The organism is Jannaschia helgolandensis, assembly GCF_900109285.1.
Classification (GTDB): domain Bacteria; phylum Pseudomonadota; class Alphaproteobacteria; order Rhodobacterales; family Rhodobacteraceae; genus Jannaschia; species Jannaschia helgolandensis.
The window spans coordinates 1276129-1300033 of sequence record NZ_FNZQ01000001.1 but is presented as its reverse complement, the minus strand read 5'-3'; the positions used below and the strand labels follow the sequence as shown (position 1 = coordinate 1300033).

26 protein-coding genes are annotated in these 23905 nt (G+C 61.6%); 19 read left to right on the top strand and 7 right to left on the bottom strand.

Annotated features, from left to right (window positions below):
* Positions 1-5: 5 nt before the first annotated feature.
* Entirely contained in the window at positions 6-1325 is a 1320-nt protein-coding gene (gene miaB, locus BMY38_RS06395) for a tRNA (N6-isopentenyl adenosine(37)-C2)-methylthiotransferase MiaB (protein WP_092760791.1), read from the bottom strand.
* Between the two features lie 129 nt (positions 1326-1454).
* Here miaB and BMY38_RS06390 point away from each other — a divergent pair, with 129 nt between their 5' ends.
* Positions 1455-2315 (top strand): hypothetical protein, encoded by an 861-nt coding sequence (locus BMY38_RS06390; protein WP_092760789.1) that lies wholly within the window; start codon positions 1455-1457, stop codon positions 2313-2315.
* Between the two features lie 178 nt (positions 2316-2493).
* On the opposite strand, the gene BMY38_RS06385 is transcribed toward BMY38_RS06390, so the two are convergent.
* The 5 genes from BMY38_RS06385 to BMY38_RS06365 all read right to left on the bottom strand — a co-directional run bounded on the left by BMY38_RS06385 (position 2494) and on the right by BMY38_RS06365 (position 6407).
* Positions 2494-2964 (bottom strand): Hsp20 family protein, encoded by a 471-nt coding sequence (locus tag BMY38_RS06385; protein WP_092760787.1) that lies wholly within the window; start codon positions 2962-2964, stop codon positions 2494-2496.
* A 165-nt stretch (positions 2965-3129) separates the two neighbouring features.
* Positions 3130-3351, bottom strand: coding sequence for a DUF3072 domain-containing protein (locus BMY38_RS06380; protein ID WP_092760785.1), 222 nt, complete (start codon positions 3349-3351; stop codon positions 3130-3132).
* 64 nt (positions 3352-3415) lie between these two features.
* Entirely contained in the window at positions 3416-3787 is a 372-nt protein-coding gene (locus tag BMY38_RS06375; RefSeq protein ID WP_092760783.1) for a VOC family protein, read from the bottom strand.
* Entirely contained in the window at positions 3784-5496 is a 1713-nt protein-coding gene (gene metG, locus BMY38_RS06370; RefSeq protein WP_092760781.1) for a methionine--tRNA ligase, read from the bottom strand. Before metG ends, BMY38_RS06375 begins: the two co-directional genes overlap by 4 nt.
* 143 nt (positions 5497-5639) lie before the next feature.
* On the bottom strand, positions 5640-6407 hold the full coding sequence (locus BMY38_RS06365) for an NAD kinase (RefSeq protein WP_092760779.1): 768 nt from the start codon (positions 6405-6407) through the stop codon (positions 5640-5642).
* 160 nt (positions 6408-6567) lie between these two features.
* On the opposite strand from BMY38_RS06365, the gene glyA reads away from it, so the two are divergent.
* The 7 genes from glyA to BMY38_RS06330 all read left to right on the top strand — a co-directional run bounded on the left by glyA (position 6568) and on the right by BMY38_RS06330 (position 11474).
* Positions 6568-7863, top strand: a complete 1296-nt coding sequence (gene glyA / locus BMY38_RS06360) for a serine hydroxymethyltransferase (protein ID WP_092760777.1) — start codon at positions 6568-6570, stop codon at positions 7861-7863.
* Between the two features lie 150 nt (positions 7864-8013).
* The gene (locus BMY38_RS06355) at positions 8014-8721 is read left to right on the top strand and encodes a CoA transferase subunit A (protein WP_092761281.1); all 708 of its coding nucleotides are present in this window, start codon (positions 8014-8016) and stop codon (positions 8719-8721) included.
* Positions 8721-9362 carry a 3-oxoacid CoA-transferase subunit B gene (locus BMY38_RS06350; protein ID WP_092760775.1) on the top strand — a complete coding sequence of 214 codons (642 nt, stop codon included), beginning with the start codon at positions 8721-8723 and terminating at the stop codon, positions 9360-9362. Before BMY38_RS06355 ends, BMY38_RS06350 begins: the two co-directional genes overlap by 1 nt.
* 10 nt (positions 9363-9372) lie before the next feature.
* Positions 9373-9966, top strand: a complete 594-nt coding sequence (locus BMY38_RS06345; RefSeq protein WP_175495786.1) for a class I SAM-dependent methyltransferase — start codon at positions 9373-9375, stop codon at positions 9964-9966.
* A complete protein-coding gene (locus tag BMY38_RS06340) occupies positions 9963-10475 on the top strand; it encodes a glycosyltransferase family 2 protein (protein WP_092760771.1) in 513 nt (170 codons plus the stop codon). Before BMY38_RS06345 ends, BMY38_RS06340 begins: the two co-directional genes overlap by 4 nt.
* 158 nt (positions 10476-10633) lie before the next feature.
* On the top strand, positions 10634-11053 hold the full coding sequence (locus BMY38_RS06335) for a hypothetical protein (protein WP_139204668.1): 420 nt from the start codon (positions 10634-10636) through the stop codon (positions 11051-11053).
* A 121-nt stretch (positions 11054-11174) separates the two neighbouring features.
* The gene (locus BMY38_RS06330) at positions 11175-11474 is read left to right on the top strand and encodes a GNAT family N-acetyltransferase (protein ID WP_092760767.1); all 300 of its coding nucleotides are present in this window, start codon (positions 11175-11177) and stop codon (positions 11472-11474) included.
* Positions 11475-11501: 27 nt separating this feature from the next.
* Here BMY38_RS06330 and BMY38_RS06325 read toward each other — a convergent pair whose 3' ends face one another.
* Positions 11502-12344 carry a lytic transglycosylase domain-containing protein gene (locus tag BMY38_RS06325; protein WP_092760765.1) on the bottom strand — a complete coding sequence of 281 codons (843 nt, stop codon included), beginning with the start codon at positions 12342-12344 and terminating at the stop codon, positions 11502-11504.
* An 885-nt stretch (positions 12345-13229) separates the two neighbouring features.
* Here BMY38_RS06325 and BMY38_RS06320 point away from each other — a divergent pair.
* The 11 genes from BMY38_RS06320 to BMY38_RS06270 all read left to right on the top strand — a co-directional run bounded on the left by BMY38_RS06320 (position 13230) and on the right by BMY38_RS06270 (position 23872).
* A complete protein-coding gene (locus BMY38_RS06320; RefSeq protein WP_092760763.1) occupies positions 13230-13454 on the top strand; it encodes a Flp family type IVb pilin in 225 nt (74 codons plus the stop codon).
* Between the two features lie 203 nt (positions 13455-13657).
* Positions 13658-14488, top strand: coding sequence for a Flp pilus assembly protein CpaB (gene cpaB / locus BMY38_RS06315; protein WP_092760761.1), 831 nt, complete (start codon positions 13658-13660; stop codon positions 14486-14488).
* Between the two features lie 256 nt (positions 14489-14744).
* Positions 14745-16133 carry a type II and III secretion system protein family protein gene (locus BMY38_RS06310; protein WP_092760759.1) on the top strand — a complete coding sequence of 463 codons (1389 nt, stop codon included), beginning with the start codon at positions 14745-14747 and terminating at the stop codon, positions 16131-16133.
* Positions 16134-16137: 4 nt separating this feature from the next.
* A complete protein-coding gene (locus BMY38_RS06305) occupies positions 16138-16836 on the top strand; it encodes an OmpA family protein (RefSeq protein WP_092761279.1) in 699 nt (232 codons plus the stop codon).
* Between the two features lie 269 nt (positions 16837-17105).
* Positions 17106-18461 carry a CpaE/TadZ family protein gene (locus BMY38_RS06300; RefSeq protein ID WP_245737510.1) on the top strand — a complete coding sequence of 452 codons (1356 nt, stop codon included), beginning with the start codon at positions 17106-17108 and terminating at the stop codon, positions 18459-18461.
* A 19-nt stretch (positions 18462-18480) separates the two neighbouring features.
* The gene (locus BMY38_RS06295) at positions 18481-19944 is read left to right on the top strand and encodes a TadA family conjugal transfer-associated ATPase (protein ID WP_092760757.1); all 1464 of its coding nucleotides are present in this window, start codon (positions 18481-18483) and stop codon (positions 19942-19944) included.
* Position 19945: 1 nt separating this feature from the next.
* Positions 19946-20914 carry a type II secretion system F family protein gene (locus tag BMY38_RS06290; protein WP_092760755.1) on the top strand — a complete coding sequence of 323 codons (969 nt, stop codon included), beginning with the start codon at positions 19946-19948 and terminating at the stop codon, positions 20912-20914.
* 9 nt (positions 20915-20923) lie between these two features.
* Entirely contained in the window at positions 20924-21901 is a 978-nt protein-coding gene (locus BMY38_RS06285) for a type II secretion system F family protein (protein WP_092760753.1), read from the top strand.
* Positions 21901-22473: a tetratricopeptide repeat protein gene (locus tag BMY38_RS06280; protein WP_092760751.1), complete on the top strand. Its 573-nt coding sequence runs from the start codon at positions 21901-21903 to the stop codon at positions 22471-22473. Before BMY38_RS06285 ends, BMY38_RS06280 begins: the two co-directional genes overlap by 1 nt.
* Before the next feature lie 34 nt (positions 22474-22507).
* Entirely contained in the window at positions 22508-23353 is an 846-nt protein-coding gene (locus BMY38_RS06275; protein WP_092760749.1) for a tetratricopeptide repeat protein, read from the top strand.
* A gap of 3 nt (positions 23354-23356) precedes the next feature.
* On the top strand, positions 23357-23872 hold the full coding sequence (locus BMY38_RS06270) for a prepilin peptidase (protein ID WP_092760747.1): 516 nt from the start codon (positions 23357-23359) through the stop codon (positions 23870-23872).
* Positions 23873-23905 lie beyond the last annotated feature (33 nt).

Genomic DNA, 23905 nt, shown 5'->3' with positions numbered 1-23905 from the left:
ACCCGTCAGATCAGGACACCGGCCAGCGAATTGGTCTTGGCCTCGACGATGCGGACCCGCGCGACCTGCCCCAGCAAGGTATCGGGTGCATCGGCGTGAACCGCCTGTAAATACTCGGATTTGCCGATCAACTGACCGGGATTGCGCCCTGCCTTCTCGAACAGGACCTCCGTTTCGCGCCCGACCATCGCGTTCTGCGTCTCGTGTTGCTGCTGCGTGATCAGCGTCTGCAGACGATGCAGACGTTCGACCGCAATGTCCTGCGGAACGTCTTCTTTCTCTGCGGCGGGCGTGCCGGGGCGCGCCGAATACCGGAAGGAATAGGCCGCTGCATAATGCACCTGCCGCACCAGATCCATCGTCGCCTCGAAATCCGCTTCGGTCTCGCCCGGAAAGCCGACGATGAAATCGCCCGACATCGCCAGATCGGGCCGTACCGCCCGCAGCCGCTCAAGGATCGCCAGGTATTCCGCCGCCGTATGCTTGCGGTTCATCGCCTTCAGAATCCGGTCGCTCCCCGACTGCACCGGCAGGTGCAGATAAGGCATCAGCTTGGCGCAACGCCCATGCGCCGCGATCAGATCATCGCTCATGTCGTTGGGATGCGACGTCGTGAACCGAATACGCGCCAACCCTTCGATCCCGTCCAGCGCCCAGATCAGATCGGCCAGCGACCATGTTCGGCCATCCGGACCGGCCCCGTGATAGCCATTCACGTTCTGTCCCAGCAGGGTGATTTCCCGCACACCGCGCGCCACCAGATCGCGCGCCTCGCCCAACAGACGTTCGACCGGGCGGCTGACCTCGGCGCCGCGTGTATAGGGCACGACGCAAAACGCGCAGAACTTGTCGCAGCCTTCCTGCACAGTCAGAAACGCGGTCGGCCGCGCGGCACTGCGCAGTTTCGGCAGAAGGTCGAACTTGTCCTCCTCCGGCATCTCCGTATCCAGCGCCTTCTCACCCGCATCGACCTTGCGCATCATCGCCGGCAGCCGGTGATAGGTCTGCGGACCGACGATCAGATCGACAAGTGGCTGACGGGCCATGATCTCCGCGCCCTCGGCCTGCGCAACGCAACCCGCGACCCCGATCTTGAGGTTCGGATTGGCCTCCCGCAGCGGTCGCAAGCGGCCAAGGTCGGAATAGACCTTCTCGGCGGCCTTCTCGCGGATGTGACAGGTATTCAACAGGATCAGATCGGCCTCCTCGGGCCGGTCCGTCACCTCATATCCTTCCGGCCCCATCGCTTCGGCCATGCGCTCGCTGTCATAGACGTTCATCTGACAGCCATAGGTCTTGATGTGCAGCTTCTTCGGCGCGCTCATGGCAGGGGTCTCCGCGGGGATACGAGTTGCGCCAATACCGCAGGCCCGCAGCTACCGCAACGCGGCCCCGTTGCGGCCTCGGTAACTTTGCGGGAAGGTGCGCGACGAACGGGCAGGCGGGCGCACTGGATGGACTTTACCTCGACCGAGGATCTGACGGCCCGCGCCGGTGCTCTCGGCACGGGTCTTGCCCTGATGCTGATCTGCGAGGACGACTGCGAAATTGCCAGCACAGTCCGGCATCATTCCGATGCCGGGTTCCGGCAGATCGTGCTGGCCGTGCCCCCCGGCATCACCGTACCCCCGGCCCTGCCCGAAGGTGTGCATCGCCTGACCCTGGACCGACGCCCCGACGACATGGCGACGACCTGCGTGAACGCCCTGATCGCCGGTCGACCCGCCGGGGCCTGGACCGGATACGTCCATAACGCGGAATACATCTACCATCCGTTTGCCGAAACGCGCCGCATCGGCGAAGCCCTCGCCTTCTGCGCCGAAGAACGCCGCGATGCCGTGCTGACCTTCGTGGTCGATCTCTATTCCGGCACGCTGCAGCGGGGTCAGAACGGTGTCGATCCGAACGATGCCTGGATGGACGAGGCAGGCTATTTCGCACTGGCCCGCTGGAGCGAGGACGGCCCCGTCGACCGGCAGCTCGACTTCTTCGGCGGCCTGCGCTGGCGGTTCGAGGAACATATCCCGTGGGAACGTCGCCGCATCGACCGTGTGTCGCTGTTCCGCGCCAGGAAGGGCCTGCGCTTGCTGCCCGACCACCGCCTGTCGGACGAGGAAATGAATACCTACGCCTGTCCTTGGCATCATTCGCTGACCGGCTGCGTCGCGTCCTTCCGCGCCGCCAAGGCGCTTGCCACCAATCCCGGTTCGCGCGCGGCAATCAAGGCATTCCGCTGGGATGGCTCGATACGCTTCGACTGGCAGGCACAACAGTTGATCGACCTGGGCCTGATGGAACCGGGGCAGTGGTTCTGACGGCACGCTCCGGCACCCATGGCGTCCCGACCTTGACCAGACCTCGCAGGCCACCCTGCCCGTCCCTTGCCCGGTTCGCCCAGTCCGGCCGGGCAAACGGCCGCCAGACAAAAACGCGCGCCCCCATTGCCGGGGACGCGCGCCACTCCTCATCTGCGAGGGTCAGTCTTGGGGACGTTCAGACCTCGACAGTCTCGGAGGTTCCTTCCAGTGCGGGCCGCTTCGGCGCGCCCGACGCGATCTCGATCCGGCGGGGCTTCAGGGCCTCGGGGACCTGACGCTCCAGATCTATATGCAGCATGCCATCGGCATGGCTGGCACCCGTGACGGACACGTGATCGGCAAGCTGGAACGACTTCTCGAAGGCACGGGTGGCGATGCCCCGGTGCAGATAGGTCGGCTTGGTCTCGCTCTCGGCCTTGCGGGCAGTCACGATAAGCTGGTTTTCACGCGCTTCGATCGACAGCTCGTCTTCGGCGAATCCGGCCACGGCAATCGAAATCCGGTAATCGTTCTCGCCCAGCTTTTCGATGTTGTAGGGCGGATAGGTCGTCGCCGTGTCGGCGGTCATCGCGCGGTCCAGCTGATTGGCCATGCGGTCGAAACCGACGGTGGCGCGATAAAGGGGGGTCAAATCTAGGGTTCGCATGTCATGCATCCTTGCTTCAAGCGATACGGGACGGTCCCCTCCGAGATGGACAGGGACCGGGTCTGCTGATGCCGGACCCTGTTCAGGCATCCGACACAGAAAAATCTGGGGATCGGACGTAATCGCTTCAAGGGGGGCCGCTGAAAATCCTGACCCCAAAGCCGATCAGGTGCCCCTGCCCGTTTTCTGCTGCAAGGTATCGATCCGCTTCGACGCCTCGGCCTTGGTCAGATCCGGGTCAAACGTCTCGCCCGCCTCTTCGCACAGCGTCTTGAGATAGCTGGCCTGTGCGCCGGTCATCTCCTCGTCACCCGTGGTCCAGTCGTCCGGGTCTTTCTCGGCGTTGCCTGGGGCGTCGGTTTTCGGGGTATCGGTCGTCCTGGTCATGGGAACCTCATCTGGTTGAAGTTCCCTTAACGTTCTTGTTGCGGCCCCGGTTCCCTTCCCGATCTCAGGTCGGCTCGATCAGGTCCCAGCGCGTGCCGAACGGGTCGCGCCAGACGGCCACCTTGCCATAGCTTTCGCTGCGCACCGCTTCCTCGAACACGCCACCTGCCTTCTCGATCTTCCTGGCATCGCGGGCAAAGTTCGTGGTCTTCAGGAACAGGCCGACCCGGCCCCCGAACTGCTGCCCGATGGCTGCGACCTGCGCATCCGTGTCGGCGCGTGCAAAGACCAGGCTTATCGGACCGCAGCGCACCGTAACCCAGCGCTTACGTCCCTGATCGATATCCTCGACCAGTTTGAATCCAAGCCCGTCGACAAAGAAGGCCAGGCCCTTGTCATAGTCGGGCACGAGATAAGCGAAGGAGCCCAGCTTCATTCGCGTCGTCCCCCCGCAAACCGTTCGGCCCAGCCTTGGCGGGTCGCATCGTCGATCTTGGCAAACAGGACGTCCGGCACCGTGAACGCATGACCGGGGGCCAGCACGCGCACCGCTGCATCCACGTCGTCGGGCCAGGCATCGTCCTCTGTCTGCATACCCGCCAGCATTGCCGCAGCGGCATCCGGAATGAACGGGCGCGACAAAACGGCGTAGAGCCGGATCAGGTTCAGCGCCAATCGGATCTGGGCCGCCGCCTGTTCAGGATCGGTCTTGAACGTGGCCCAGGGTGCGGCCTCCTGCAGGTATTCGTTCCCCGCGACCCAGATCGCCCGCAACTCCGCGGCCGCCTTGCGGATTTCGATGGCGTCCATATGCCTCTCATAGGCGCGGATGCGCGTCGTCAGCGTGTCGATCAACGCCGTCTCCGCCGCGCCCCAGTCGCCACCCTCCGGCACCGCCTCGCCGAACTTCGAGCGGCAGAACTTGGTGACCCGGCTGACGAAATTGCCCAGCACGTCGGCCAGGTCCTTGTTCACGTCGGTCTGGAATGCCTCCCAGGTGAATTCGGTATCCTGATTTTCCGGCGCATGGCTCAGCAGCCACCAGCGCCAGTAATCCGACGGCAGGATCTCCAGGGCCTGATCCATGAACACGCCGCGCCCCTGCGACGTGCTGAACTGTCCGCCGTCGTAATTCAGATAGTTGAACGCTTTCAGATAATCGACCGTCTTCCAGGGCTCGCCCGACCCCAGCAACGTCGCCGGAAAGCCCAGCGTGTGGAACGGCACATTGTCCTTGCCCATGAACTGAACATAGCGGACGTCTTCGGCACCTTTATCCTTGCGCCACCAGCGCTCCCAATCGCCGCCATTCGCATCCGCCCATTCGGCGGTTCCGGCGATGTATTCGATGGGCGCGTCGAACCAGACATAGAAGACCTTGCCCTCCATACCGGGCCAGGGCTCATCGCCGCGCATCACCGGAATGCCCCAGTCCAGATCGCGGGTGATGCCGCGATCCTGCAACCCGTCGCCGTCGTGCAGCCATTTCTTGGCGATCGACGTCGTCAGCACTGGCCAGCCATCCTGGCTGTCGATCCATGCATCCAGCCGGTCCTTCAACTGCGACTGCTTCAGGAACAGGTGCTTGGTCGACCGCACCTCCAGATCGGTGCTGCCCGAAATCGCCGAACGCGGGTCGATCAGGTCGGTCGGTTCCAGCTGCTTGGTGCAATTCTCGCACTGGTCGCCCCGCGCCCGCTCGTATCCGCAATTCGGGCAGGTCCCTTCGACATAACGGTCCGGCAGAAACCGTCCGTCCGCATTGGAATAGACCTGCTTCGACGAGCGCTCCTCGATCAGACCGGCCTCGTCCAGCTTGCCCGCGAAATGCTGCGTCAGCTTATGGTTCTGCGGGCTGCTGGATCGTCCGAAGTGATCGAACGACAGGCGGAAACCGTCGGCCAGATCCTTCTGCACCTGCCACATCTCCGCGCAGTATTCCGCAACCGGCTTGCCTGCTTTCTTGGCCGCCAGCTCCGCCGGGGTGCCATGTTCGTCGGTGGCGCAGATGAACATCACCTCGTGCCCCCGCGCACGGGCATAGCGGGCATACAGATCGGCGGGCAATTGCGAGCCGATCAGGTTGCCGAGGTGCTTGATGCCATTGATGTACGGAATGGCCGAAGTGATGAGCGTGCGCTGCATGTGGTTCTCTCGATAGGTCGAAAGGCTTCTAGGCGCGCGACATGGGCCTCGCAAGCCGGGAGCGTGGCGCCAGGCCCGTCATACCGTGGTAATACCTTCGTATGCACCGTCGTAATATGTCGGATTCAGACCGGCAAACGGCGTCAGGTGAACTGTTCCCGCAGCAGCCGTTCCTCCAGCCCGTGTCCCGGATCGAACAGTAGGCGATGACAGATCGCCGGTTCGCTGGCGACTTCGACGGATACGACATCGCGCACCGAATGCCCGTCCGCCTCGGCCATCATCGGCCGTTTATCGGGGGTCAGTACGTCGAACCGGACCCTGGCTTCCTGTGGTAAAAGCGCGCCGCGCCAACGCCTTGGCCGGAACGCCGACATTGCCGTCAGCGCCAGAACGCCGGACCCGATCGGCAGGATCGGACCGTGCGCGGAGTAGTTGTAGGCCGTCGATCCCGCCGGCGTGGAGACCAGTGCGCCATCGCAGACCAGTTCTTCCATCCGCACCCGGTCGTCGACCGTGATCCTGAGCCGTGCTGCCTGCGGCCCTGCGCGTAGCAACGAAACCTCGTTTATTGCCAAAGCCTCGACAATTTCCCCATCGGAACGAGTGGCTTGCATCCGAAGCGGGTTGATGACCGCCTCCTCGGCCCGCGCCAGGCGACCCGTCAGGCCGGTCTCGCGATAGTCGTTCATCAGGAACCCGACTGTCCCCCGGTTCATGCCATATACGGGCGCTTCGACTGCCATCGTTGCATGCAACGTCTCCAGCATGAACCCGTCGCCCCCCAACGCCACGATGACCTGAGCATCCGCTATATCCGTCTGGCCATAGCGGTCCGTCAGCCGCTTCAAAGCGAACTGCGCCTCGGACGTGTCCGAAGCGACAAAGGCGATATTCTTGGCGCGCGGCATTAAGGCCCCCGATGGTTCCGGCACAGGGTTGTCGTGCGCGGATCGGAAAGGCAAGGCGCGCATCGGCGTCGCGGGGAACCCCCGAAGCGCCGCATTGGCGGCTTCAAACCAGACGCGAGGCGGCGTATGACGCCTGCAAGCTGCCCAAAGGAGCCGTGCCATGAACGCCCCCCACCGCGACCCGACCTTCTTTACCGCCACTCTGGCCGACACCGACCCGGAGATCGCCGAGGCCATTCGCCAGGAGCTCGGACGTCAACGCGACGAGATCGAACTGATCGCATCCGAGAACATCGTCAGCCGCGCCGTGATGGAAGCACAGGGCAGCGTCATGACGAACAAATACGCCGAGGGCTATCCGGGTCGCCGCTACTACGGCGGCTGCCAATATGTGGATATCGCGGAAAATCTCGCCATCGACCGAGCCAAGGAATTGTTCGGTTGCAACTTCGTCAACGTCCAGCCGAATTCAGGATCGCAGGCCAATCAGGGCGTGTTCACCGCCTTGTTGAAACCCGGCGACACCATTCTGGGCATGTCGCTTGATGCGGGTGGTCACCTGACCCACGGCGCCAAGCCGAACCAGTCTGGCAAGTGGTTCAACGCGGTGCAATATGGTGTCCGCAAGCAGGACCTGACCCTGGACTACGATCAGGTGCAGGAGTTGGCGACCGAGCATCAGCCGAAGATGATCATCGCAGGCGGCTCGGCCATTCCGCGCATCATCGACTTTGCCCGGATGCGCGAGATTGCAGACAGCGTCGGTGCCATCCTACTGGTGGACATGGCGCATTTCGCGGGTCTGGTGGCCTCGGGTCACTACCCCAGCCCCTTCCCGCACGCCCATGTCGCGACCACCACGACACACAAGACCCTGCGCGGCCCGCGCGGCGGCATGATCCTGACCGACGACGAGACCATCGCGAAAAAGGTCAATTCCGCGATCTTCCCCGGAATTCAGGGCGGCCCGCTGATGCATGTCATCGCGGGCAAGGCCGTGGCCTTCGGTGAAGCGCTGCGTCCGGGCTTTAAGGACTATCAGCTCCAGGTGATCGAGAACGCGCAGGCCTTGGCCGATCAGCTGATGAAAGGTGGCCTCGACATCGTTACCGGCGGCACCGACACGCATCTGATGCTGGTCGATCTGCGCCCCAAAGGCGTCAAGGGCAATGCGACCGAGGCCGCGCTGGGACGCGCGCATATCACCTGTAACAAGAACGGCATTCCGTTCGACGATGAAAAGCCGACCGTTACCAGTGGCATTCGTCTGGGGTCACCTGCGGGGACCACGCGCGGGTTCGGCGTTGATGAGTTCCGCGAAATCGGCGACCTGATCGTCGAGGTGGTCGATGGATTGGCCGCGAATGGACCGGATGGGAATGCGGAGGTCGAAGAAGCGGTTCGCACCAAGGTGCAGGCGCTGTGCGACCGGTTCCCGATCTATCCGGGCCTGTAAGACGCGACTTACACTTGATCTCGGAATACCGTGCTGCGCAATCGGGCAGCGCGGTATTGTCCTGCCCGACACAAGCGCCGCGCGGCGATTGAAAGCCTCGGGACGACCGGATAACCCTTCTGCAAGGACAGCTTCATGCAGGGTGGGACAATGAAGAAAGTATTCGGATCGGCGGCCGAGGCACTCGACGGGCTTTTGCAGGACGGGATGTTCATTGCTGCCGGCGGCTTCGGGTTGTGCGGCATCCCGGAATTGTTGTTGCAGGCGATCAAGGAGGCCGGGACCAGGGACCTGACGTTCGCATCCAACAACGCGGGCGTCGACGACTTCGGCATCGGCATCCTGTTGCAGACGCGGCAGGTGAAGAAGATGATCTCCTCCTATGTCGGAGAGAACGCCGAGTTCATGCGCCAATACCTGTCCGGCGAGCTGGAGCTGGAGTTCAACCCGCAAGGCACCCTGGCCGAACGGATGCGGTCGGGCGGCTGCGGCATACCCGGCTTTTATACCAAGACCGGCGTTGGCACGGTCATCGCGGACGGCAAGGACCACAAGGATTTCGACGGCGAGACATATATCCTGGAGCGCGGGATCGTTGCCGACCTGTCCATTGTCAAGGCCTGGAAGGCGGATGCGACGGGCAATCTGGTGTTCCGCAAGACCGCGCGCAACTTCAACCCGCCCGCCGCGATGTGCGGCAAGGTCTGCGTAGCGGAAGTCGAGGAGATCGTGCCGACCGGATCGCTGGACCCCGACGGCATCCACCTGCCGGGCATCTATGTGCATCGGATCGTGCAGGGCGAGCACGAGAAACGGATCGAACAGCGCACCGTGCGCGCCAAGAAGGAGCCTGTCTGATGGCCGACGCGATCAAGGGTTGGGACCGCAACCAGATGGCCGCACGGGCGGCGCAGGAACTGCAGGACGGTTGGTACGTCAATCTCGGTATCGGGATTCCGACACTGGTATCGAATTACATCCCCGACGGGATCGAAGTGACGCTGCAATCGGAAAACGGCATGCTGGGCATGGGTCCGTTCCCGATCGATGGCGAAGAGGACGCCGATCTGATCAACGCGGGCAAGCAGACCATTACCGAACTGCCGCAGACCGCATATTTCGACAGCGCGCAAAGCTTCGGGATGATCCGGGGCGGCAAGATCGCGATGGCGATCCTGGGCGCGATGGAGGTGGCCGAGAACGGCGATCTGGCGAACTGGATGATCCCCGGCAAGCTGGTCAAGGGGATGGGTGGCGCGATGGATCTGGTGGCAGGCGTCGGTCGCGTGGTGGTGGTGATGGACCATGCCAACAAGCACGGACAGTCGAAGGTGCTGCGCGAATGCACACTGCCGCTGACCGGCAAGGCGGTGGTCGACCGCATCATCACCAACCTGGGCGTTCTGGATGTCGTCGACGGTGGCTTGCGCATCGTGGAACTGGCCGATGGCGTAAGCGAGGCTGAACTGCGTTCCCTGACAGACGCAACGCTGGTCTGAGCGGATGGCCATGAAGCAGACCTTTCCTCTGACACCTTTCCGACGGCGCGTCTCCATATGCCGGTCCGGGCAGAACCACTGGCTGCGCAAAATGTGCGGGGGGCTGGGCGCGCGCAGCGTCCTGAACCTCGGCGCGGAGCCCGACGCCACGGACAAGGAAGGCGGTCGATATCGCGACTATTTTCCCGGCGCGAGCTTTCGCGCACTTGACCAGCGGCCCCACGACCACCCCGACTATATCCAGGGGGACCTGATGCTGCCAATGCCGGAGCTGGGACAGTTCGACCTGGTGCTCTGCATGTCCGTCATCGAGCATATCGAACGCCCCTGGATCGCTGCGCCGAATATTACGGACCTGGTCGCACCCGGCGGACATCTCTACGTGGCGATGCCGTGGCTCTATCCCACTCACGAGGGGCCGGATTTCGGCGATCACTGGCGCGCCAGGCCCTCGGGCTTGCGCTTCCTTTTCGACAAGCTGGAAGAAGTGCGCCACGAATTCTATTCCACTCCCCTGCTCGCGGTGCGCGACCGTAAATCATGGTGGCGTGTTCGGGATGCTTCCGCGACGGGTTCTTCGGTCCTCTTCCATAAACCGGAATGACCGCGTTCACCGACCATCTCGACTTGATCGGCCCCGACCGGACGGCGGACGGCACGGTCGTGGCTATCGTCCTGGTGCATAACGAGGCCAACCTTCTGCCTGCCTTCCTCGATCATTACCGCGCGGCAGGCGCGTCGTCCGATGGTATCGCTTTCCTGATCGTCGATGATCGGTCCGACGACGGTACCGCCGACATTCTGGCTGCTGCACCCGATGTGACCGTCCTGCGTCCGCGTGACAACTCGACATACAAAGAGCACAAGCGCGAATGGAGATCTCAGGCGCTCGACCGCGTCGCGGCGGGCCGCTGGATTTTGGCCCCTGACGTGGATGAGTTGCTGGTCTGGCACGGCTGGCCGTCAAGGTCGCTCGCCGAGCTGATCGGCACATTGGAAGCGGAAAGCGCTGCAGCGCTCTATACCGTCATGCTCGACATGTACGCCGACGCCCCATTGACCGATCACGTCTATCACGGCGGCTCCCTGACAGATATCACGGCGGCTCCCTGACAGATGCCTTTCCCTTCTTCGACTGCCCGACGCTCGATCCTGCCTCCACATGGATGGAGCAGGCGCCCTCCCGGTTCCGCAGAAACTGGCCCATCCCCGCGATGCATGTTCTCGGCGGAATGCGGCAGCGGCTCTTTTCTGACGAGGCACCAACTGCAATGGCTCGGATCGCCCGCCGTCTGCACCGTCGCTGGAACCATCGCCCCGGTTCGACAGCACATGTGTCGGCGGGCCTCTGGCGGGGGCTTACGCGATCACGCGGCGCGATGCCGCCTCTCAACCTGACCAAGGTTCCTCTTGTGCGGTGGCAGACCGGGCTTCGGTTCTATGGGGGTGCCCATGCCATGAATCGCGTCCTTCCGCTTGGGTCGGAGCGTGGGGTGTTGCTGCACTTTCCGATCACGCGCGGCCTTGAGGGGCTGGAATATGTGACCGGGCGAGGGCAGCATGCCGACGGCTCCGCATACTACCGGCGGCTTCTGGGTCGGGCCGCAGTCTCGCCGTTTTACCCCGGCTCTCGCCGTTTGCGGAGCATGAGCGATCTGGAGCAGATATTTGGCACAGGGGGACCGGCATGAGACGGAATTTTTGGGCAGCCGAGATCTGGCAGGGCGATCGTCGGCATGGCGTCGGCGAGGCGCTGCTACCGCAGAGTTTTAGAACGGGGCGCGAAGCCCATGACATAACGGTGCCGGGACGATGAATCAAACGACGAGCGACGACAGGATCACCCGCGAAGACGGCGAAAGCGGCGGGCGCTGGGTCTATCGCGCGGACGATGCCGAGGCCGAGATGACCTATTCGCGGCTGCGAACGGCGAAGATAATCGTCGACCACACCGGGGTGCCGGATGCGTTTCGCGGACAGGGTGTCGGGCTGGCGCTGGCTGAACGGATGGTTGCCGACATGCGCAGCGAGGGGATGCGGGTGATCGCGCTCTGCCCCTTCGTCAAGGCGCAGGCACAGCGGCATCCGGACTGGGCCGACGTCATCGAATAGGATGGGACCCCAACGGTGCGATACGGATCAGGATCCGGTGAGTGTCGGATTGAAAACGCACCCGTCACCGGGCAATTCCGGCGGCGTGCTGCACATCATGCGCGCGACGTTCCAGGCAGCCAGCACCCTGGGTACATAGGCGCGGGTTTCGTTAAAGGGCGGCACGCCTTCGTGGCGGCGCACGGCCCCCTCGCCGGCATTGTAACCGGCCAGCGCGAGGACCGGATCGTTCCCGAACTCCTCCATCAGCCAATCCAGATAGGCGACACCCGCGCGGATGTTCTGAGCCGGATCCCTGGCATCGGTAATGCCGAACCGTTCAGCGGTAGCGGGTATCAATTGCATCAGCCCGGTCGCGCCCTTGTTGGATACCGCGGTGACCCGACCACCCGATTCAACCGAGATCAGCGCCAGCACCAGCGCGGGCGACACCCGTGTTCCGACCGAGCGTGCCAGGATTTCGGGACCATGCAGCTTGGCGATAGCCTGAAGCTGCGCAAGCGACGGGGCAAGGATGCCACTGCCGTCCGGGGGGCGGGCAGCTACCTCTGCTGCCTTGAGAAAACGGCCCGGCGTCGGCGCGATGGTGGGCGATATGGCAGACCAGAACCAGGTCTGCGGGTCGCCGCGCCCGACTTGCGGATTTGACGGGGTCGTACGCGCAACCGCTACGTCCGGGTCCTGCGGCCTGTCGGGGCGCGGGGCAGACTGGGCGTCGAACGTCTCCTGCTCGATCTGGATATTGATGCGATTCGTAGCCCCAGCCTCGGGCGGGCGCACGCGTTTGAACGTGAACTGGGCGTTCGCCTGCGTCGCCGGCAGCGCAAGAAAGAGCGCACCCACGAGAGCGAGGGAGATCATCGGTTTCATGTCTGGACTGCCCGACCGTTGTGTCGTTGTTATTGCGGGCATCCTGCCATCTTTGTGCCCCGCCTGTCATTGCACCTGCATGAAATCGTGCCCGCGCTGTGACAATTGCCGCGCGCAGGTCATCGTTGGACGTCCAGCAACACCGGAATAACACGCCCCGGCCCTGCTGTTGTCGTCTGGCATCGCTAAAAAGAGCGTAAATACGCCATTGTCCCCACTTTGAACGAAATGCGACACGATCTCGCCTCAATTGCCCGACATACCGATCACATCTTATGACGCGGGCGACGGCAGACCGCCCCGGCATGGATCAATAACAAGCACCGGAACATCCGGGCAAGGACCGTGGCAATCGAGCAAGTCCCCACCGATCCGTTGGCAGGCGGACCGGACAATGAGGGAAACGCCACGACATTCCATCGGTACCAAGAGCCGAGGGACAGGGGGTCGTGCTGGCAGGCGCGGCCCCTACTCTTTTCCGATCTCATGAGATCCGCGGATCGGTTTGCAGGACGTGACTGGAGCATGCGGTCCCTTCACCGCGATAGGACCAATGTGCCTGGCCACGTCCGTGAAGGCGGGCACTCCAAGGCAGAATCTGCCGTAAGGAAGATTCACGTCAAATTCGTATAAATCCTTGAGTCCAATCCCAAGTCATTGGTTTTCCGGCAATGTGCAAAATGCAAGATCAACTTTGCACAATCCGTCATGTATATATAAATCAATTGGTTACAAAAATACCACCATTGTTTGACCCGCACATTTCCCCTGACTTGTCCCGAAGGTGTCTCATTCCCGCCCCGTTTTACCTGCAGAACCGACTCATCGAAAGGGCGAGACGGCCCGACGATGTGAAACCTGAAGAACCTTACAAGGAACGAACCAATGCTGAATGCCATCAACACCTTCAAGAACGACGAATCCGGTGCCGTGACGGTTGACTGGGTTGTGCTGACCGCCGCTCTGGTCGGCCTGGGCCTCGCCGTCATGGGCGTCGTCTCCGGCGGTATCCAGGATCTGTCGACTAACATCAGCGATACGTTGACCGAAACCGATCCGCTCACCAATCCCTTTGGCCTTCCTGAAGAGCCTGCTGAAGACCCGGCATAATTCCTGAATAGACCGACCGAAAGGGCGGTTCTGACATCAAACGCCCCGGGCACCACGTCCGGGGCGTTTTTCGTTGTTCACTATTCCTTAGGCCAGCCATGCGATGACCCAATCGCGTCCATTGTATTGCCGTATTCCAACGCCAGAACGGAAACGATCGCCCGGCCGACGCAAGTGGCGGATATTATACAAGGAAAAGATCGATGCGCGTCATCTTCGGACTTCTGCTTCTGGTGGGCCTCGGCCTGGCCGGGTTTGCAGTCAACACCGCCAAGGGGCGGTTCAGCCAATACAAGAATGCCCTGGCCCAGACTCAGCAGGCCATCATTCCGGTCAAGGATGTCTATGTCGTCAAGCGCCAGCTGCGCTATGGCGATACCCTGAGGCCCGACGATGTTCGCGCCGTGTCCTGGCCTGCGGATGCCATCCCCGCCGGCACGTTCGAGACGATGGAAGCCATATTCCCGCCAGGCGAAAGCGGTTCCCGCACGATTCTCCGCGTCATGGAGCGTGATGAACCGGTTCTTCTGGTCAAGGTCACGCAGCCGGGCGAAGATGCGGGACTTGCCGCCGCGCTGACACCGGGCATGCGGGCCTTTACTCTTCAGGTCGACGTGAACAGCGGCGTTTCGGGCTTTTTGCGCCCCGGCGACCGGGTCGACGTCTATTGGACGGGCGGCGGCAATCAGGGCGGCGTGACCCGCCTTATCCACGCCAACCTGCCGCTTATCGCCATCGATCAGCAGACGGACGAGGAACGCAACAGCCCCAGCATCGCGCGTAACATCACGGTCGAGGTCACCCCCGCCGTCGTCGCCAAGCTGGCGCAGGCGCAGGCCACCGGGCGGTTGACACTGGCCCTGGTCGGCGTGCGCGACGAGACGGAGTCGCAGACTGTCGAGGCGACGCTTGCGGAAATCCTGGGTCCAAAGGAAGAAGAGGCCGTGGTCGAGCGGCAGCGCACCTGCACCGTCCGAACCCGTAAAGGTGCCGAAATGGTGCTGATCCCGATCCCCTGTCCCAGAGAGGGCTGACCGGAAATCGCACCGGCTCCGCCATGACGACGCAACAGAGCCCCGCGTGGAAATCGCCCTCCGCGCGGGGTTCCCTACACGAAAGCGCCTGCATAACATGCTGAAATGTGTCGAAAAAGAGGCCAACTGTGTCCAAAAGGTCCGTCTTGGCACCGCATTCCCCCAGATACGTTGCAAAATTCCGCCCATCTGACATCGTTGTCGGGATGCGGACGCAAGATCCGTTTGAGCAGAGTGATCAGAGAGGCAGGTCACAATGAATTTTCGTACGATTCTTCGGGCAGCGATGCTCGGGGTGCTGATTTCCGGTTCCCCCGTCGCAGATGCCTATGCACAGACTTTACAGATCAGTCAGGGCCGGACGCAGACCGCGCTCCGGGTTCCACTGAACCGCGCCATCGTGCTGGAGTCGGACGTCCCCTTTGCGGAACTCTCCGTCGCCAACCCGCTGATCGCAGATATTGCAACGCTGTCTGAACGCACGGTTTATGTGCTGGGCAAACTGCCCGGCCGGACGACGCTGACCCTTCTGGGGGCGGACGGACGTCTGATCACCAACGTCGAGGTGCAGGTCACCCCCGATATCGCCGAATTCAAGGAACGGCTGCGAGAGCTGCTGCCGCGCGAACGTATCGAAGTCCGCACCGCAAATGATGGGATCGTCCTGTCCGGGACTGTTTCCTCGGTGCAGAAGGTAGACCAGGCGATGGAGATTGCCGAACGCTATGCCCCGGGACGGACATTGAACCTTATGAATGTGGGGGGCACTCAGCAGGTGCAGTTGAAGGTCCGCTTCGCCGAGATGTCGCGGAATTTAGGCAAGCAGCTGAGCGCGTCGGTCGGCATCTCTGGTACCGATCTCAACGCTGGCGGCCAGCCAGCAGGTGGTTTCACGGGCAATACCAGTCTTGATTCAAATGCCGGGACTATGCAGTTGAGCTTCGGAACAAATAGCCTCGGTTTCAACGTTCTCCTCGAAGCGCTGGAAACCCAAGGGGCCGTACGCACACTCTCGGAGCCGAATCTTACCGCTCTGTCGGGACAGACTGCTAGTTTTCTGGCCGGAGGCGAGTTCCCAATCCCGACGATCGACGATGACGGCAATGTCGGTGTTGAGTTCAAGCCGTTCGGCGTCACTCTCGATTTCACGCCAACTGTCGTCGATAGTGACATCATTAACCTCGTTCTCAACACCGAGGTGTCTTCGGTTGATTTCTCCGAGACGGTCGCGCTCGGGAACGGCGCGGAGGTGCCCGCACTCAGCAACAGGCGGGCGTCAACTACGGTCGAGCTTCGAGACGGACAGAGCTTTGCAATTGCTGGGATTCTGCAGGACGATTTCTCCGACAGCAAAACCCAAGTACCCTTCCTTGGAGATATTCCAATACTGGGTGCGCTGTTCAGGTCCGCCAGGTATCAGCGCAATCAGACGGAACTGGTCATCATCGTTACCGCCCATCTGGTGCAGCCGACTTCGGGTGCAACCCTGGCCGTCCCGACCGACCGCATCCGTCCCCCGACCGAGAACGAGCTGTTCCTCTATGGCCGGGTGACCGGCAGCCAGACGAACACGAATGCGTCCAGCCGTGGAAACGGGGCCGCAGCGCAGGACTTTTCGGGCAATTACGGTTATGTGTTGGAGTGAGATGATGAACAGACTGTCCCTCTCCCGCCGCTTCGTGATCGGAGGCCTCGGCCTTACGGCGCTTTCGGCCTGCACCGGCACACAGTACAACCGTCCCGCAGGATCCGAAATCGACGAAGGTGCCTTCGGCGATTCCACGATGCAGAACATGCTTGTCATGAATGGCGAAGCGCCCGCGCTCAGCCATCTGGGCACGCGGTTCGCAGCCGAAGTCCCGACGACGATAAATTTTGCCTTCAACTCCTCGGCGCTGGACGCAACGGCACGAGCCGTCCTAGACCAGCAGGCAGCGTTCATTAGCACTTTCCCCGAGGTGCGGTTCAGTGTCTACGGCCATACCGACAAGGTCGGTTCGAACGGCTATAACAAGCGACTGGGCCTCGCTCGCGCGAAGGCCGCCGTGGCCTACCTGGCGTCGCGCGGTGTCTCTCTCAACAGGCTGGAAGCTTTGGTAAGCTTCGGCGAGACCCGTCCGCTTGTGCCGACCCAATCGCGGGAACGTGCGAACCGCCGGGCCGTTACCGAAGTTGCCGGCTTCGTGGGTGACCATCCGTTGGTGCTTGACGGAAAATACGGTCAGATCGTCTATCGTCGCTATGTCGGAGGGGCCGCAGGACAGGCATCCGCATCTTCGGTCGCCACGAGTGCGGCAGCACCGGCCGGAGCTGGTCAGAGCGCCGGCAATTCCGGCGGAGGCGGCTGACTTCGAATTCCAGATCATGAACGTACCAACAGGGCCCTGCGGAAACGTGGGGCCTTTTTCCGTCAAGTTTCGTTCGAAATGGCGTCGGATAGATCACAGTTTGGTGCCCGTGTTTCCGATAATTTCATATTTTCGGTCCAATTGTTGCCTGAATTGCCCGTCATTCAGGGCTCACGGAGGTAACCTCCGCGTGCGGGCCGACAGATTTTCGGCTGTCCCCGCTCAAGATCTGCCCCAAAGGGGCGCCGATAACAGTGTGGTGATGTCCGATGGCGAGCAATCTTGCCCTGCTACCCGAACCCGAGCCGCTTCGCGCGGTCACCGTGTCCCGTGACGTGCAGGAATTTGATCTTCTTATCGAGGACATGGAAACCGAACTGGGCGAAGCCTGGGGCGACCTCGATTTTGCCGAAGCGGCAGCGTTCCTGCGACAGGACGATGCCCGCAAACTGGAATTCATCGTACTTGCGGTCGACAAGGATGACGAGGCGCGCCTGCCCCAGATTGCGGATGTGATCCGCCAGGGCAAGCGCAGCGGACTGAAGGTTATTCTGGTGGCAGACGGTCTGGGGCCGATGGCCCTGCACGAACTGCTGCGCGCCGGAGCCGACGATTTCGCGCCCTACCCTCTGCCAGAAGCTGCCTTGTCTGATGCGGTTTCGCGCATTCGCACCCAGGGCGGCGCGGACAACACCGAAATGCTCAAACGCGCAGGCGCCGACATGGTCGACGCGCAACCGCAACTGCCGACCCCCAGTATGAACCTGCCCGCCACCACTGGCGGTGGCGTGAAGCCGGAGGGCGCGATCTTCGCAGTCCAGTCCGCATCTGGCGGCGACGGCGCGACGACCGTTGCCGTGAATCTCGCCTGGGAACTGGCGAATGTCGTCAAGGACGGCGGCCCGACGATCTGCGTGATCGACCTGGGACTGCAGTTCGGGTCGGTCGCCACATATCTCGACCTTCCGCGCAAGGCGATGATCTACGAAGTCCTGTCCGATATCTCGGCAATGGACGAACAGGCCTTCAGGCAGGCCCTTGGTCACTACAAGGACAAGGTCAGTGTGTTCACGGCCCCTGCCGAGATCCTGCCTTTGGATCTGATCGGCCCGGAAGATGTGACCGGCCTGCTTACCCTTGCACGGACCTGTTTCGACATCGTCATCATCGACATGCCAATTACTGTAACCGGTTGGACGGACACAGTTTTCAGCCTGTCGGATATCTATTTCCTGGTCTGTAGCCTGGAAGTGCGATCGGCCCAGAATGCCATGCGGTTTCACAAACTTCTGCAAGCCGAAGGGCTGCCGATCGAAAAACTGACCTATCTACTGAATCGGGCTCCGGGAAAAATGGACATGTCCGGTCGCGGACGCGTCGACAAGATGGCCGACAGCCTTGGCGTCAAATTTCACGCCGTGCTGCCCGATGGCGGCAAGCAGGTGACCGAAGTCAACGATCAGGCCGCGCCGATCTCCACCCTTGCCGCCCGCAATCCGCTTGCCAAGGAACTCGGCAAGCTGGCCGGGAGCCTCTTGGAAGCGCGGAAGGCCATCCAGTCCGGGGTCCCGCAAGGTGCTCAGAAACCTGCCAAAAAAGCGATTTTCGGCTTGAAGTTCGGCTGAATACGCAAGGAAGCGACAGATGTTCTCACGTTACAAGAAACCGCAGATCGAAGGGGCCAAGCCCATTGGAGGCCCTGCCGACGGCCCCAAAGCCGCTCCCACGGGCGCCATTTCTGTTTCTGAGGCCAGGCCGACCGCTGCGCCGAAGGCAGCACCGGCCCCGAAGCCGAAGGCCGCCGCACCCGCGCCCGCCGACAGGGATATGAAACGCCGCGAACGTATCGAGGAGTTGAAGACCGAAATGCACCACAGGTTGCTCGACAACCTGAACCTTGGTGCGATCGAAAAGGCCGATCCGACCGCTCTGCGCGGCGAGATCGTCTCGATCACCAATGAAGAGCTCAACGAGTTGGGTATCGTACTGGGCCGTGAAGACCGCGATATCCTGAACTCGGAATTGTTCGACGAAGTCATGGGTCTCGGCCCGCTCGAGCCGCTGCTCAAGGACGAAACTGTCAACGATATCCTGGTCAATGGTCCGCACAGCATCTTCATCGAACGCGACGGAAAGCTGCAGAAATCCGAAATTCGTTTCAAGGATGAAAAGCACCTGATGCGGATCATCGACAAGATCGTGTCCGCCGTGGGCCGTCGTGTCGACGAATCCAATCCTTATGTCGACGCCCGCCTCAAGGACGGGTCGCGTTTCAACGCGATGGTCCCGCCGGTCGCTGTCGACGGATCGCTGGTCTCGATCCGCAAGTTCAAGAAGGAAAAGCTGGCGATTGACGACCTGGTCAAGTTCGGAGCCTTCACCGAGGAAATGGCCACCTACCTACAGGCTGCGGTCGCTTGCCGCCTGAACGTGATCGTGTCGGGCGGTACCGGTTCGGGCAAGACGACAACGCTGAACGCGCTGTCGTCCTTCATCGGAAACGCCGAGCGTGTTCTGACGATCGAGGATACGGCCGAACTTCAGTTGCAGCAGGATCACGTCGGCCGGATGGAAAGCCGACCGCCCAACGTCGAAGGCAAAGGGGCCGTCACCCAGCGTGACTGTCTCCGCAATGCGCTGCGGATGCGTCCCGACCGTATCATCGTGGGTGAGACGCGGGGCGAGGAGGTCATCGACATGCTACAGGCGATGAACACCGGCCACGACGGTTCGATGACGACAATCCACGCCAATAACGCGCGCGACGGTATTTCGCGTCTTGAAAATATGGTCGCGATGGCCGGTATCGAAATGCCGCTGAAAGCCGTGCGTGCCCAGATTTCATCGGCCGTGAACCTGATCGTGCAGGCCTCACGCCTGCAGGACGGTTCGCGCCGCATGGTCTCGATCACCGAGGTGACCGGCATGGAAGGTGAGGTCATCACCCTTCAGGAAGTGTTCCGTTACGAGCGTCTTGGTCTGGAGCAGGATGGCAAGATCATCGGTCGCTTCACAGCCACCGGCATCCGCAGCCATTATTCGGATCGCTTCAAGGCCTGGGGCTATGACCTGCCCACATCCATCTATGAACCGGCAGGGAGCCGCTGATATGGAACTGTCCATTGAGCCACTGATTTATCTGGCTATTTTCGGTGCCGTCTTCCTGTCTATCGGCGGCATCTACATGCTGATCTTCGGCAAGTCGATCAAGCTGAACAATCGCGTCAATCGCCGCCTGGCCCTGTTGGAGCAGGGTCAGACCCGCGACGAGGTGATGGCCCAGCTCCGCAAGGAAATGTCGCAGCATGATGGGGCAAAATCCATTCCGCTGTATTCTCTGCTGGCCGAAAAGGCGCAGAAAGCGAACCTCGCCTTCACGCCGGGCATGCTGATCGGCGTCATGGTTCTGATGGTATTCATGTCCTTCTTTCTGATGACCTTCCTGACAGGCGCGGCACTCGCGATCCGTATCCCGCTGTCGCTTTTCATTGGTATCGGCGGCGTATATTTCTGGGTTAACGGCAAGGCCAAGAAACGTCTCGCCCTGATGGAAGAGCAACTGCCCGATGCGATCGAACTGATCGTCCGGTCGTTGCGTGTCGGTCATCCGCTGAACTCCGCCATCGGGATCGTCGCCAAGGAAGTCGCCGACCCGTTGGGCTCTGAAATGGGCTTCATCGCGGACGAAGCCGCATATGGACGCGATGTGCCCGACGCTTTGCGCGCGCTGGCGGAACGGGTCGAGTTGCAGGACCTGCGTTTCCTCGCCGTGGCCGTCGCCATTCAGCAGAAATCGGGCGGCAACCTGGCGGAAATCCTCGAAGGTCTGTCGAAAGTGGTCCGCGCGCGGTTCAAGCTGTTCCGCAAGGTCAAGGCAATCACCGCCGAGGCGCGTTGGTCCGGCGTCTTCCTGTCGGCGTTCCCGGTTCTGGCCGCCGTCGGCATCAATGTCATGAAGCCCGACTATTATTCCGAGGTCTCCGGAACCCCCTATTTCATCCCGGCCGCAGCCGTGGTGATCGTGTTCCTTATCGTGAACGTGATCTTCATGCGCATGATGGTCAATATCAAGGTCTGAGGCACACCGATGTTCGAAACAATCAACACGATGCTGACCGATGCTCTGGGCGCGGACGCCTGGATATATGTCGCGGGCGCAGCCGGGCTGGTCCTTGTACTGATGATGCTGCCCCTGATCCTGACCCGCAAGAAGGAGCCGATGGACCGCATCGCCCGCGAGCGGAAGGGGATCATCCTGGAGGATGACAGCGATAATCGTCTGTCGCGTCACGGCACGCGCAACGAACACCTGGCAAAATACGCACAATACCTCGATCCGCAGGACGAGGAAGAGATGTCGAAGACCCGAACGATGCTGATCCGGGCGGGCTACCCGCACAAGGACGCCGTCCGTACGTTGACTGCCGCCCAGATGCTTCTGGGTCTGGGGTTGCTGGTTCTTGGGGCGATCTATTCGCTGGTTCTGGCCGCAGATATGTCGATGGTCAACAAAATGGCCTATACGATGATTCCCGGCGTGGTCGGGTACTATGCGCCGAAATACTGGGTGAACAAGCGCGTCGCCAAACGTCAGGGCGAAATCCAGGACGGGTTTCCCGACGCGCTCGACCTTCTGTTGGTCTGCGTTGAAGCCGGTCAGTCGCTGGACCAGTCGATTATCCGCATGGCCACCGAGATCGAACCTTCGTATCCAGCACTTGCCGGTGAGTTCCTTATGGTCGCCCAGGAAATGAAAGCCGGCAAGGACAAGCCCGATGTTCTGCGCGCAATGGCCGATCGCTGTGATATCAACGATATCACCAGCTTCGTCACAGTGCTGATCCAGTCCGCGAGCTTCGGCACCTCGATCGCCGATGCCCTGCGCGTCTATGCGGGCGAGATGCGGGACAAACGTGTGATGCGGGCCGAAGAAAAAGCCAACGTCCTGCCGACCAAGCTGACCGTTGGCACGATGATGTTCTGCGTCCCTCCCCTTCTGATCATCCTTATCGGCCCTTCGCTGTTCGGCATTGCCGAGGCGTTGAGCGGTACTAAGGCATTCTGATGCGCCGCAGCTGGCTCCTTTTCCTGACCGTCGCGGCCCTGTCCGCCTGCCAGGCCGGTGTCACCGAACGCGGGGCGGTCGCAGATGATCCGTTGACAGCGCCAGGTTTCATGCGCGGCCCGGGGGGCGTCGATCCTCTGATCGTCGGGGACCGACTGTTGGCGGCGGGGGAACCTGAACTCGCCTTGAATAGCTACATTCGGGCGGCAGGCCAACGCGCGGGCCCGACAACCGAGATAAAAATTGCCATGGCACAAGCCAATATAGGATTGGGCCGGTTGAATCAGGCTGAACGTCTTCTGCGAGAAGCGGTCGCCGAAGAACCCCGGAACGCGCCTGCGATGAATAATCTCGGTGTCGTCCTGATGGAGTTGGGACAGACGGGTGAGGCACACCGCGTCTTCCGAACTGCGTTCGCGTTGCAACCATCACCGGAGATTCTGGAGAATCTGCGTGTCTCAGGTGCAAAAATCGAAAACAGCGGCTACACTCAACCGCAAGATAACGCCTTCACGCTGACGCGGGGGGATGATGGCATTTACGGCCTGAATTCGCCCGAGCAGTTTCCATAAGAAAAAGAAGGCATCGAGCAGCAAAGGACGCAAAATGCGCCACCCTGTCTTTTTCGCTCTCCTCCTCGGGAGCGCCGCGATCCTGTCGGCCTGTGGCCAGACGGGGCAAGGCGATGTCACCCGTGCCGTCAACAATGCCGCCGCCGCCGAAGCCGACAGCATTCGCCAGATCATGCTTACGGTCGCCGACCCCGGCGAGGCGGTCACATATTTCCAACGTCAGGTGGATGCCGAACCAGATGAGATTGAGCATCAACGCGGCCTCGCCCGTTCGCTGGTGCGCGGCGGTCGGCAATCAGAAGCGGTGCTGGCCTGGCGCAAGGTCGTCGACCACGATGACAGCAATAACGATGATATGGTCAGCCTGGCCGACGCGCTGATCCGGACGTCCGACTGGGCCGCAGCCAAAATCGTGCTCGACACCATACCCCCGACGCATGAGACTTTTGACCGCTACAAGCTGGAAGCCGTCGTCGCCGACAGCAATCAGCAATGGACAAAGGCCGACAGTTTCTATGAGACCGCCGTAGGTCTGACGACGACGCCGGCGGGTGTGCTGAACAACTGGGGTTATTCCAAGTTGACCCGCGGTGATGGTGAGGCGGCGGAACGGCTGTTCACCGAAGCCATCACTTATGACCCCAAGCTTTTCACGGCAAAGAACAATCTCGTTCTCGCGCGGGCCACCCGCCGGGTTTACGCCCTGCCGATCGTTCCGATGACGCAGGAAGAACGGGCGCAACTTTTACATACCGGTGCCCTTGCCGCGATCAAGCGGGGTGACACAGACATCGGGCGCAGCATGCTTGAAGACGCCATCGATACACACCCCCGCTATTTCGAACCGGCGGTGCGTGCACTGGAAGCATTAAACAGCTAGGTCATGGAAAATATAACAAGTACCATTTTGTCCGCGACGCCCTTGCAGGGCCTTGTGTTCGGCCTTCTTTCCCTGCCGATTTGCCTCTGGGTCGCCTATACCGACCTGACTCAGATGAAGATCCGCAACGAGGCGGTGCTTGCCCTGTTCGTGACATTCGTCGTGTCGGGCATCTTCCTGATGCCGTTCACCGAATACTTGTGGCGCTACCTGCATCTGGCCGTCATCCTGGCAGTCGGATTTGGTCTCAGCACGATCCGGGCACTGGGCGCGGGCGATGCAAAATTTGCTGCTGCCATGGCACCTTTCGTGGCGGCTGGTGACATCGCCGAAGTCATGATCCTGTTTGCCGGTCTGCTTGTCGTGACCTGGGTCGCGCACCGCTTGATCCGTATGATCCCCGCCGTTCGCTCCGCGACACCCGGCTGGAAAAGCTGGTCCGAACCCAAGGATTTTCCGATGGGCATCACGCTTGCAGCAACGCAACTGACGTATTTGGGACTGGCCGCGACGCAATGACAATCGCCCTTCAGAATTTCTAAAGCCCTGCGT

What these genes read in the sequence shown, in the direction of transcription:
- miaB (WP_092760791.1), bottom strand. Translation starts at nt 1,325, where the DNA reads ATGAGCGCGCCGAAGAAGCTGCACATCAAGACCTATGGCTGTCAGATG.
- BMY38_RS06375 (WP_092760783.1), bottom strand. Translation starts at nt 3,787, where the DNA reads ATGAAGCTGGGCTCCTTCGCTTATCTCGTGCCCGACTATGACAAGGGC.
- glyA (WP_092760777.1), top strand. Translation starts at nt 6,568, where the DNA reads ATGAACGCCCCCCACCGCGACCCGACCTTCTTTACCGCCACTCTGGCC.
- BMY38_RS06280 (WP_092760751.1), top strand. Translation starts at nt 21,901, where the DNA reads ATGCGCCGCAGCTGGCTCCTTTTCCTGACCGTCGCGGCCCTGTCCGCC.
- BMY38_RS06345 (WP_175495786.1), top strand. Translation starts at nt 9,373, where the DNA reads ATGAAGCAGACCTTTCCTCTGACACCTTTCCGACGGCGCGTCTCCATA.
- BMY38_RS06310 (WP_092760759.1), top strand. Translation starts at nt 14,745, where the DNA reads ATGAATTTTCGTACGATTCTTCGGGCAGCGATGCTCGGGGTGCTGATT.
- BMY38_RS06335 (WP_139204668.1), top strand. Translation starts at nt 10,634, where the DNA reads ATGGCTCGGATCGCCCGCCGTCTGCACCGTCGCTGGAACCATCGCCCC.
- BMY38_RS06275 (WP_092760749.1), top strand. Translation starts at nt 22,508, where the DNA reads ATGCGCCACCCTGTCTTTTTCGCTCTCCTCCTCGGGAGCGCCGCGATC.
- BMY38_RS06325 (WP_092760765.1), bottom strand. Translation starts at nt 12,344, where the DNA reads ATGAAACCGATGATCTCCCTCGCTCTCGTGGGTGCGCTCTTTCTTGCG.
- BMY38_RS06285 (WP_092760753.1), top strand. Translation starts at nt 20,924, where the DNA reads ATGTTCGAAACAATCAACACGATGCTGACCGATGCTCTGGGCGCGGAC.
- BMY38_RS06270 (WP_092760747.1), top strand. Translation starts at nt 23,357, where the DNA reads ATGGAAAATATAACAAGTACCATTTTGTCCGCGACGCCCTTGCAGGGC.
- BMY38_RS06390 (WP_092760789.1), top strand. Translation starts at nt 1,455, where the DNA reads ATGGACTTTACCTCGACCGAGGATCTGACGGCCCGCGCCGGTGCTCTC.
- cpaB (WP_092760761.1), top strand. Translation starts at nt 13,658, where the DNA reads ATGCGCGTCATCTTCGGACTTCTGCTTCTGGTGGGCCTCGGCCTGGCC.
- BMY38_RS06340 (WP_092760771.1), top strand. Translation starts at nt 9,963, where the DNA reads ATGACCGCGTTCACCGACCATCTCGACTTGATCGGCCCCGACCGGACG.
- BMY38_RS06290 (WP_092760755.1), top strand. Translation starts at nt 19,946, where the DNA reads ATGGAACTGTCCATTGAGCCACTGATTTATCTGGCTATTTTCGGTGCC.
- BMY38_RS06350 (WP_092760775.1), top strand. Translation starts at nt 8,721, where the DNA reads ATGGCCGACGCGATCAAGGGTTGGGACCGCAACCAGATGGCCGCACGG.
- metG (WP_092760781.1), bottom strand. Translation starts at nt 5,496, where the DNA reads ATGCAGCGCACGCTCATCACTTCGGCCATTCCGTACATCAATGGCATC.
- BMY38_RS06365 (WP_092760779.1), bottom strand. Translation starts at nt 6,407, where the DNA reads ATGCCGCGCGCCAAGAATATCGCCTTTGTCGCTTCGGACACGTCCGAG.
- BMY38_RS06300 (WP_245737510.1), top strand. Translation starts at nt 17,106, where the DNA reads ATGGCGAGCAATCTTGCCCTGCTACCCGAACCCGAGCCGCTTCGCGCG.
- BMY38_RS06380 (WP_092760785.1), bottom strand. Translation starts at nt 3,351, where the DNA reads ATGACCAGGACGACCGATACCCCGAAAACCGACGCCCCAGGCAACGCC.
- BMY38_RS06355 (WP_092761281.1), top strand. Translation starts at nt 8,014, where the DNA reads ATGAAGAAAGTATTCGGATCGGCGGCCGAGGCACTCGACGGGCTTTTG.
- BMY38_RS06330 (WP_092760767.1), top strand. Translation starts at nt 11,175, where the DNA reads ATGAATCAAACGACGAGCGACGACAGGATCACCCGCGAAGACGGCGAA.
- BMY38_RS06320 (WP_092760763.1), top strand. Translation starts at nt 13,230, where the DNA reads ATGCTGAATGCCATCAACACCTTCAAGAACGACGAATCCGGTGCCGTG.
- BMY38_RS06295 (WP_092760757.1), top strand. Translation starts at nt 18,481, where the DNA reads ATGTTCTCACGTTACAAGAAACCGCAGATCGAAGGGGCCAAGCCCATT.
- BMY38_RS06385 (WP_092760787.1), bottom strand. Translation starts at nt 2,964, where the DNA reads ATGCGAACCCTAGATTTGACCCCCCTTTATCGCGCCACCGTCGGTTTC.
- BMY38_RS06305 (WP_092761279.1), top strand. Translation starts at nt 16,138, where the DNA reads ATGAACAGACTGTCCCTCTCCCGCCGCTTCGTGATCGGAGGCCTCGGC.